Source organism: Vibrio sp. D173a, assembly GCF_030248475.1.
This window is the reverse complement of sequence record NZ_JAHGAH010000590.1, coordinates 1-963: the sequence shown is the minus strand read 5'-3', so window position 1 is coordinate 963 and position 963 is coordinate 1. Positions and strand designations below refer to the sequence as shown.

Here is a 963-nt window from a genome sequence, read left to right as displayed (position 1 = left end):
CACATGAGATCGTAGTAACTAGAAAGATCGGTATAGAGTGCATTGGTGCGCATGTTGGCCTTTAGCAATGTGCTTAGAAATGGAGTGGTGGCGCATCGTAAGGGACTCATTTTGCAAAGAGAAACAAAAAGTGTTTGTCGTCACGACCACTGATTTTTTCGTGAGTGGCGTTTGGCTGGATATCGTTTTATGTAGAGGTATATGGGTATGTGCCGATAGGCCTTCTCTATAAAGGCATATTTTTGATCTTGAACTGTAAATGAAGCTTCAGTTATTCTGAATGACTTACTTAAGCAAATAAACTGCGCTATATCAACACGATAAAGGAATGAGACTCATGGAAATCAGGAAAGATGACTTGTCAGGTGGAGATGTCATCGCTTTGCTTGAAGAGCATTTAGCGGACATGTATGCCACATCACCAGCGGAAAGTGTTCACGCACTTGATGTAAGCGCATTAAAAGCAGCAGACATTACGTTCTTTAGTGCTTGGAAGGCTGATGTACTGCTCGGCTGCGTTGCGATTAAGGAGCTAGAACCACAACACGCAGAGCTTAAATCGATGCGCACGTCGCGTGACGCAAGAAAGGGTGGGGTAGCAAGTCAACTGTTGCAGCATGTTCTTGATGTTTCTTCAGAGCGTCGTTATCAAACACTCAGCCTAGAAACGGGCAGTGAAGAGTATTTTAAACCAGCCCGAAACCTCTATGAAAAGTTTGGCTTTCGTTATTGTGAGCCATTCGCAGATTACAAGCTCGATCCACACAGCCAATTTATGACCATTGATATCTAGATAGCATGGCAACGTATTTATCCGGCTTTTCTCTTGGCCTATCGTTGATTCTGGCTATCGGTTCGCAAAATGCCTTTGTATTGAAGCCGGGTTTGAAAAAACAACATGTGTTTATCGTCTGTTAGTGTGCGCTGTCTCTGATGCACTTCTTATCAGTTTTGGCGTGACGG

At 43.7% G+C, this 963-nt stretch carries 1 protein-coding gene and 1 pseudogene; both read left to right on the top strand.

Annotated features, from left to right (window positions below):
- Positions 1 to 337 precede the first annotated feature (337 nt).
- Positions 338 to 793, top strand: a complete 456-nt coding sequence (locus tag KIV40_RS27755) for a GNAT family N-acetyltransferase (protein ID WP_285352414.1) — start codon at positions 338 to 340, stop codon at positions 791 to 793.
- Positions 794 to 798: 5 nt separating this feature from the next.
- Positions 799 to 963: pseudogene (locus KIV40_RS27750) on the top strand (amino acid transporter); the annotation flags it as partial.

Bases quoted from the DNA above. Each gene is read 5' to 3' on its own strand.
- KIV40_RS27755 (WP_285352414.1), top strand. From the start codon at position 338: ATGGAAATCAGGAAAGATGACTTGTCAGGTGGAGATGTCATCGCTTTG.